General features: G+C 66.5%; 6 protein-coding genes, 1 pseudogene and 1 riboswitch. Of the genes and pseudogenes, 4 read left to right on the top strand and 3 right to left on the bottom strand.

Annotation, left to right across the window (positions count from 1 at the left end):
- Nucleotides 1-458, bottom strand: a 458-nt coding sequence (locus JNN06_RS06030; RefSeq protein ID WP_291238690.1) for a PfkB family carbohydrate kinase, incomplete at its 3' end; no start/stop codon positions are given.
- A 179-nt stretch (nt 459-637) separates the two neighbouring features.
- On the opposite strand from JNN06_RS06030, the gene wrbA reads away from it, so the two are divergent.
- Nucleotides 638-1276, top strand: a complete 639-nt coding sequence (gene wrbA / locus JNN06_RS06025) for an NAD(P)H:quinone oxidoreductase type IV (RefSeq protein ID WP_291238689.1) — start codon at nt 638-640, stop codon at nt 1274-1276.
- Nucleotides 1277-1353: 77 nt separating this feature from the next.
- Here wrbA and JNN06_RS06020 read toward each other — a convergent pair whose 3' ends face one another.
- Nucleotides 1354-2313 (bottom strand): MBL fold metallo-hydrolase, encoded by a 960-nt coding sequence (locus tag JNN06_RS06020; protein ID WP_291238688.1) that lies wholly within the window; start codon nt 2311-2313, stop codon nt 1354-1356.
- A 93-nt stretch (nt 2314-2406) separates the two neighbouring features.
- The gene (locus tag JNN06_RS06015) at nt 2407-2817 is read right to left on the bottom strand and encodes a metallopeptidase family protein (protein ID WP_291238687.1); all 411 of its coding nucleotides are present in this window, start codon (nt 2815-2817) and stop codon (nt 2407-2409) included.
- A gap of 125 nt (nt 2818-2942) precedes the next feature.
- Here JNN06_RS06015 and gltX point away from each other — a divergent pair, with 125 nt between their 5' ends.
- From gltX to gcvT, 3 genes and pseudogenes are all read left to right on the top strand, one after another.
- Nucleotides 2943-4268, top strand: a complete 1326-nt coding sequence (gene gltX / locus JNN06_RS06010; RefSeq protein WP_291238686.1) for a glutamate--tRNA ligase — start codon at nt 2943-2945, stop codon at nt 4266-4268.
- Between the two features lie 121 nt (nt 4269-4389).
- Entirely contained in the window at nt 4390-5724 is a 1335-nt protein-coding gene (locus JNN06_RS06005; protein ID WP_291238685.1) for an MATE family efflux transporter, read from the top strand.
- Between the two features lie 78 nt (nt 5725-5802).
- A riboswitch (glycine riboswitch) is annotated at nt 5803-5907 on the top strand.
- 150 nt (nt 5908-6057) lie between these two features.
- Nucleotides 6058-6409: pseudogene (gene gcvT, locus JNN06_RS06000) on the top strand (glycine cleavage system aminomethyltransferase GcvT); the annotation flags it as partial.

Here is a 6409-nt window from a genome sequence, read left to right as displayed (position 1 = left end):
GCGGCAAAGCGGTCGGGCAGGCCCGGCGGCTGGCTGCCCGACAGCACGACCAGCGCGCCCTCCGGCGTGATCGCGCGCAACCGCGCCAAGGCCCGCGCCGCATCCGCCGCCGCCCAAACCGGGCCGGGCAGCACAAAGCGGTATTGCGCCCCGCTCGCCTCCTCGGTCACCGCAAGGCTTTGCCGCGTCTCGCCCGGTGCGTCAAAGGCGCTGTAGCGCACCCCCTCCGCCCGCAGCGCCTCGGCCAGCCGTGCGCCTGTCGCCCCGCCAAGCGCCACCAGCGCCAGCGCCTCGCCCCCCAGCCGCCGCACCGCCCGCGCCACATTGATACCGCCGCCGCCGGGGTCCACGCGGGGGGCCGTGCAGCGCAGCTTTGGCCCCGCCACCACCTGCGGCGCCGAGGTGGCGACATCCAGCGCCGGATTGAGGGTCAGGGTGAGGATCGGCAAAGGGGTCATGGTCGCACCTGTTCAACGCGCCCGATGCTGCCATGGCGGGCGGGGGGCTGCAATGTCAGCGCTCACGCCGCAGCTGCATTCTGTGCGCCCATGCACGGAACCCCTTCGGTCTTGGCGAATTTCCTCAAGGCCCGAACCCGCTACACTGATCCCAACCCATGCAGCCAGAGGAGCCGCAGATGTCAGACCAGCCGCAAACCCCCGCCCCCCAAACCACTGAAAAGAGCCCGGTCAAACTCGCCATCGTCTTTTACTCCAGCTATTCCACCAATCTGCAAATGGCGCAGATCGCGGCCGAGGCCGCCCGCGCCGCCGGGGCCGAGCTGCGCCTGCTGCGCGTGGCCGAAACCGCGCCCGAGGCCGTGGTGGCGGGGCAGGAGGCCTGGAAGAAAACCCTCGACAGCATGGCCGATATTCCGGTCGCCACGCCCGCCGATATGGAATGGGCCAATGCCTATCTGTTCTCCTCGCCCACCCGTTTCGGTCAGGCCGCCGCGCAGATGCGTGCCTTCATCGACACGCTGGGCGGGGTCTGGTTTCAGGGCAAGCTGGCGAACAAACCCGTCTCGGCCATGACCTCGGCGCAGAATGTGCATGGCGGGCAGGAGGCCACCATTCTGGGCCTTTACACCACCTTCCTGCATTGGGGCGCGATCATCGCGGCGCCGGGCTTCACCGATGGCTCGATCTTTGCCACGGGCGGCAATCCCTATGGCTACAGCCACACCCAGGGCAAGGATTTCGGCGAGAACGAGCGCGCCGCCATCAGCCATCAGGTGACGCGCCTGGTGGAGATCGCGGCCAAACTGGCGGCCTGACCCCGAATTTTCGTCGAAAATTCGCAACAGGGCCGGGGGCCAGCCTAGCACCCGGCATCCGCCTTGCGCCGCCAGTCTTACAGCGTCATCTGATAGCTGGCAGGCACCAGCCGGAACCCTTCGCCTTGCGCCTCAAGATAGCCGAGGGCCGGGAAGGGCATGTGATAGCCGATGAAGGGCAGCCGGTCGGCGGCGATCATGCCCAGCAGGCTCTTGCGCGTCGCGGCGGCCTGCGCCTTGTCCATGTCAAAGCGCACCTCCCAATCCGGGCGTTGCAGCGAAAAGACATAGTGATTCACCGTGTCGGCGGTGAGGATCAGCGCCTTGCCCTCGCTCTCGATCCGGTAAGCCATATGGCCCGGGCTGTGACCAAAGGCCGCCAGCGCGGTGATGCCACTGGCAACCGTGCCGCCCTCTGCCAGCATCGTGGTCTCGGCAGCGAGGGGCTTCACCTTGGTGTCAAAGCCCTCATTCCCGGCCTTGGCCCAATGGTCGAACTCTGCCGCGCCGGTGACATAGCGCGCCTTGGCAAAGCTGCGCGCGCCGCTGTCATTGGCCAGGCCGCCGATATGGTCGCCATGCATATGGGTCAGCACCACCACATCCACCTGATCCGGGCTATAGCCCGCCGCCGTCAAGGCTGCCGTGATCCCCTCCGGCGCAAGGCCGGTGTCAAACAGCACCAGCTCTGATCCGGTATTGATCAGCGTGGGGGTAAAGAAATTGCGGGTCTGGTCGGCGGGCAGGAAATTCGCCTCGGCCAGAGCTGCGAAATCCTCGGGGCTGGCATTGAGGCCAAAGGTCTCCTGCGGCTTGTCGCTCACCCGGCTGCCGGCCAGCAGCGTCACCACCTCGAACCCGCCCAGGGTGAAGCGGTGATGGGTCGGCAAGCTCGGCCCCATCTTCTCGGCCGCTGCCCGCGCCGGGCGGGGCAGGGCGGTCGCAAGGGGCAGGGCGGTTGCAAGGGGGAGGGCGGCAGCCGCCATCAGGGCGCTGCGGCGTGTCAGGGAACCGGGTGTCAGGCTGGGGGTGGGCATGGCACTCTCCTTTGGGGTGGACTGCCCAAAGCCTAGCGCAGATCGCGCCCCCGGCCAGTCACGATCCGGTCACGGCTGCGTCAGGCGGCAGGTTCACTCCCACCACGGGTCAATCGCCGCGATCTCGGCATCCGACCAGCCGAAATGATGCGCCAGCTCATGCACCAGAATATGAGTGACCAATTCCCCCAGCGAGACATTGCCCCGCTCGATCCATTCCTCCAGCACCGGGCGGCGGAAGATCCAGATCACATCGGGGCCAAGCGGCTGATCCATCACCGATTTCTCGGTCAGGGGCACCCCGTCATACAGGCCGGTCAGCTCGAACGGATCGTCGATTTCCATCGCCTCCAGAATGTCATCGGGCGGAAAATCCTCGATCCGCAGCCGGAGCCGGGTCGCAGCCTCCCGCCAGGGCTCGGGCAGGGTGGCCACCGCCTCATGGGCGAATTGCTCGATGAGGGCGAGGTCGGGCGCAAGGGTCTGCGGGCTGGCATGGGTCATGCCCCCACCCTAGCGCGCCCCCCACGATTTTTCGACGAAAAATCGGGCGCCGCCGGCACAGGGCGCGCGATATGGACAAAACGCCCCGCACATGCCATGGGTGCGCGGGTTCAGGAGAGCCAATCATGACCACCGTTACCCGCTTCGCGCCTTCGCCCACCGGCTATATCCATGTCGGCAATCTGCGCACCGCCTTGATGAATTATCTGATCGCCCGCAAGACCGGCGGCCAGTTCATCCTGCGGCTTGACGATACCGATCAGGAACGCTCGAAGCAGGAATATGCCGATGGCATCATGCGCGATCTGGAATGGCTGGGCCTGCATTGGGACCGGTTGGAGAAGCAATCGCTGCGCCTCGAGCGCTACCGCGCCGAGGCCGAAAGCCTGAAGGCCAAGGGTCGCTTCTACGAATGCTTTGAAAGCCCGACCGAGCTGGACCTGAAGCGCAAGAAATTGCTGAACATGGGCAAGCCGCCGGTCTATGACCGCGCCTCCTACAAGCTGTCGGAGGAGGACAAGGCGAAGGCCCGCGCCGAAGGGCGCGAGGGCTATTGGCGCTTCCTGCTGAACCAGACCCGCATCGAATGGGCCGATGGCATCATCGGGCCGGTGTCGATTGATGCGGCCTCGGTGTCGGACCCGGTGCTGATCCGCGCCGACGGGCAGGTGCTGTATACCTTTGCCTCCTCGGTCGATGACATCGACATGGGCGTCACCCATATCGTGCGCGGCGCCGATCACGTCACCAATACCGCGACGCAGATTCAGATCATGGAAGCCATGGGCGGCACGCCGCCCAGCTTTGCCCACCACTCGCTTCTGACAGGCGCGGGCGGCGAGGAGCTGTCGAAGCGGCTTGGCACCCTGTCCTTGCGCGACCTGCGCGCGCGCGGCGTGGAGCCGATGGCGCTTCTGAGCCTGATGGCGCGTCTGGGGTCCTCGAAACCCGTCGTGCTGGCAGGCTCGCTGGACGAGATCGCCGAGGGCTTTGACGTGGGCAGCTTCGGCACCGCCCCCACCAAATTCGACGCCGAAGATCTGTTCCCGCTGACCCGCGCCCATGTGCAGGCGCTGCCGCTGTCGGCAGTGGCCGATCGCCTCGCGGCGCTGGGCGTGCCGGCAGAGAAGGCCGAGGGCTTCTGGCGCGTGGCCAAGGACAATATCACCGTGCTGGACGATCTGGCCGGCTGGTGGGATCTGTTCGTGAACGGCGCCGAGCCGATGGTCGATGACGAGGACCGCGCATTCGTGGCAGAGGCCTTGGCCCTGCTGCCCGCGCAGCCCTGGACGGGCGAGACCTGGGGCCAATGGACGGCAGCAGTGAAAGAGGCCACGGGCCGCAAGGGCAAGGGCCTGTTCATGCCGCTGCGCAAGGCCTTGACGGGGCAGGCACATGGGCCGGAAATGGCCGATGTGATGCCCCTGCTGCAAAAGGTGCGCGGGCTGTGAGCGCGGACGGGGGGCTTCGCGCCCCCCGGCTTTTTCAAAGCCTCCCCCCGCGGGATATTTGGGAACAGAAAATGAGGAAGGGGCGTTGCGCGCCCCTTTTGGCGTTTCGAGAGGGCGGCCGATGACGCAGGGTCAGGCAAAGTTTGTGACGGGCAATCTCTTTGCCCATGTGGCGGTGATGTCGCTGACGGCCTCGGTGGGGCTGATGGCCATCTTCCTCGTCGATCTCATCAACATGATGTATATCAGCTGGTTGCAGGACGAGGTCCTGACGGCGGCCATCGGCTATGGCGGGGCGGTGCTGTTCTTCACCACCGCCTTTGGCATCGGGCTCTCGGTGGGCGTGGCGGCCATTGTGGCCCGGGCCGTGGGGGCGCGCGATCTGGCGCTTGCCCGGCAGCGCGCGACCGAGGGGCTGGTGTTGAGCGCGGGGTTTGGCATTCTGTTCTCAAGTCTGGTCTGGCTGTTTCTGCCGCAGATCGTGGCGGCACTGGGCGCGACGGGGCGGGTGGCCGAGGAAACCCTGTGGTTCCTGCGCCTTGTGACCCCCGGCCAGCCCTTGCTGATGATCGGCATGGTGGGGGCGGCGATCCAGCGCGCCCATGGGGCGGCGCGGTCCTCCATGATGGTGACGGTCTGGGGCGCGGTGGTCTTGGCGGCGCTGGACCCGGTGTTCATCCTCTGGCTGGATATGGGCCTGACCGGGGCGGCGCTGGCGGGCTGGGGCTCGCGGCTGGCGATGTGTGTCATGGCGCTTTGGCCGATCTGGCGCAGCCTTGGCGGCTTTGTGCCCGTCTCGCTGCGCAGCCTGCGCGACAGTGCGGCGCCCCTGTTCACCATCTCGGGCCCGGCGATCCTCACGCAGCTCGCCACGCCCGTGGGGCAGGCCATCGTCACCCGCATGGTGGCGGGCTATGGCGAGCAGGCGGTGGCGGGCATGGCGATTGCGGGGCGGCTGACCCCGGTGGCCTTTGGCATGATCTTTGCGCTGTCCGGCGCCATTGGCCCGATCATGGGGCAGAACCTTGGCGCGGGCCGGATGGACCGGGTGCGCCGGGTGTTCTGGGATGCGGTCCTGTTCACCGCGCTGGTGATCGGGGTCATGTCGGCGCTGCTGTTCGCCTTGCGCGCGCCGATTGCCGATCTGTTCCATGCCGAGGGTCTGGCCCGCGATCTGGTCTATCTGTTCTGCGGCCCGCTGAGCCTGCTGTTCTTCTTCAACGGTCTGATTTTCGTGGCCAATGCCACCTGCAACAATCTGGGCGCGGCCTTCCAGTCGACGCTGGTGAACTGGGGCCGCCATACGCTTGGCACCCTGCCTTTCGCGCTGTGGGGCGCACAGCATTGGGGCGCGCAGGGCGTGCTGGCAGGGCAGGCGGCGGGCGGCATCCTGTTCGGTTTGCTGGCCGTGGTGCTGGCCTTGCGGGTGATCCGGCGTCGGTCTGCGACCATCTGAGTGTCGCATTCCGCACTTGATGCGTCGGATTCGCATTTTGTGCTGGACAAGCCCCCCCGCGCCTGTGCTACCCCGATCTCGTCAGGATCGGGAGAATCCGGCGGGGGGTGTCAACCCTCGGAGCCGGTGCCGAAGGAGCAACCGCCCCGGTAAACTCTCAGGCGAACGGACCGTTCTGGCAGCAAAACTCTGGAGAGTGGCGCATCTGCGCCCGCCGAAGGGATAACGATCTCAGGCGCCCTGAAACGGGGTAAGGACAGAGGGGGCACCGCAGCGCAGGGGTTGGCCTGTGCATTCGGTGCCGGGAATCCCTGGCCAAGACGGAGGGCGCTGATGAGCGACCTGAAACGATTGCCGCTGCATGATCTGCATGTGGCGCTTGGGGGCAAGATCGTTCCCTTTGCGGGCTATGAGATGGCCGTGCAATACGGGCTTGGCGTGATGAAGGAACATCTTCACACCCGCGCCGCAGCAGGGCTTTTTGATGTCAGCCATATGGGGCAGGTGATCCTGCGCCCGAAGGGCAGCTATGAGGCCACCGCGCTGGATTTTGAGCGCCTGATGCCGGTGGATGTGCTGGGCGTCCCGGAGGGGCGGCAGCGCTACGGCCTCTTCACCAATGAAACGGGCGGCATTCTGGATGACCTGATGTTCGCCAATCGCGGCGATCACCTGTTTGTCGTGG

The organism is Gemmobacter sp. (assembly GCF_016792925.1).
Classification (GTDB): domain Bacteria; phylum Pseudomonadota; class Alphaproteobacteria; order Rhodobacterales; family Rhodobacteraceae; genus Gemmobacter.
This window is presented reverse-complemented; position numbering and strand designations above follow the sequence as displayed.

Bases quoted from the DNA above. Each gene is read 5' to 3' on its own strand.
- JNN06_RS06020 (WP_291238688.1), bottom strand. From the start codon at position 2,313: ATGCCCACCCCCAGCCTGACACCCGGTTCCCTGACACGCCGCAGCGCC.
- JNN06_RS06005 (WP_291238685.1), top strand. From the start codon at position 4,390: ATGACGCAGGGTCAGGCAAAGTTTGTGACGGGCAATCTCTTTGCCCAT.
- wrbA (WP_291238689.1), top strand. From the start codon at position 638: ATGTCAGACCAGCCGCAAACCCCCGCCCCCCAAACCACTGAAAAGAGC.
- JNN06_RS06015 (WP_291238687.1), bottom strand. From the start codon at position 2,817: ATGACCCATGCCAGCCCGCAGACCCTTGCGCCCGACCTCGCCCTCATC.
- gltX (WP_291238686.1), top strand. From the start codon at position 2,943: ATGACCACCGTTACCCGCTTCGCGCCTTCGCCCACCGGCTATATCCAT.